The organism is Cupriavidus sp. SIMBA_020 (genome assembly GCF_046535395.1).
In the GTDB taxonomy this organism is placed as follows: Bacteria; Pseudomonadota; Gammaproteobacteria; order Burkholderiales; family Burkholderiaceae; genus Cupriavidus; species Cupriavidus campinensis.
This window is the reverse complement of the sequence record NZ_JAWRWU010000921.1, coordinates 1-261: the sequence shown is the minus strand read 5'-3', so window position 1 is coordinate 261 and position 261 is coordinate 1. Positions and strand designations below refer to the sequence as shown.

Sequence of the window (261 nt, the reverse complement as noted above, 5' to 3'; positions counted from 1 at the left end):
CTCGTTCTGCGGAGTGTCGAAGAACTCGTCCGGGCTGTTCTGTTCGATGATCTCGCCGCGGTCCATGAAGATGACGCGGTTGGCGACCTTGCGCGCAAAGCCCATTTCATGGGTCACGCACAGCATCGTCATGCCGCTCTCCTGGGCCAGGTTGACCATCACGTCCAGCACTTCCTTGACCATTTCCGGGTCCAGCGCCGAGGTCGGCTCATCGAACAGCATGATCTTGGGGCTCATGCACAGCGAACGGGCGATGGCCAC

General features: G+C 60.5%; 1 protein-coding gene. It reads right to left on the bottom strand.

What is annotated here, in order from left to right:
- Nucleotides 1-261, bottom strand: a 261-nt coding sequence (locus tag SB751_RS32125; RefSeq protein WP_410749279.1) for an AAA family ATPase, incomplete at both ends; no start/stop codon positions are given.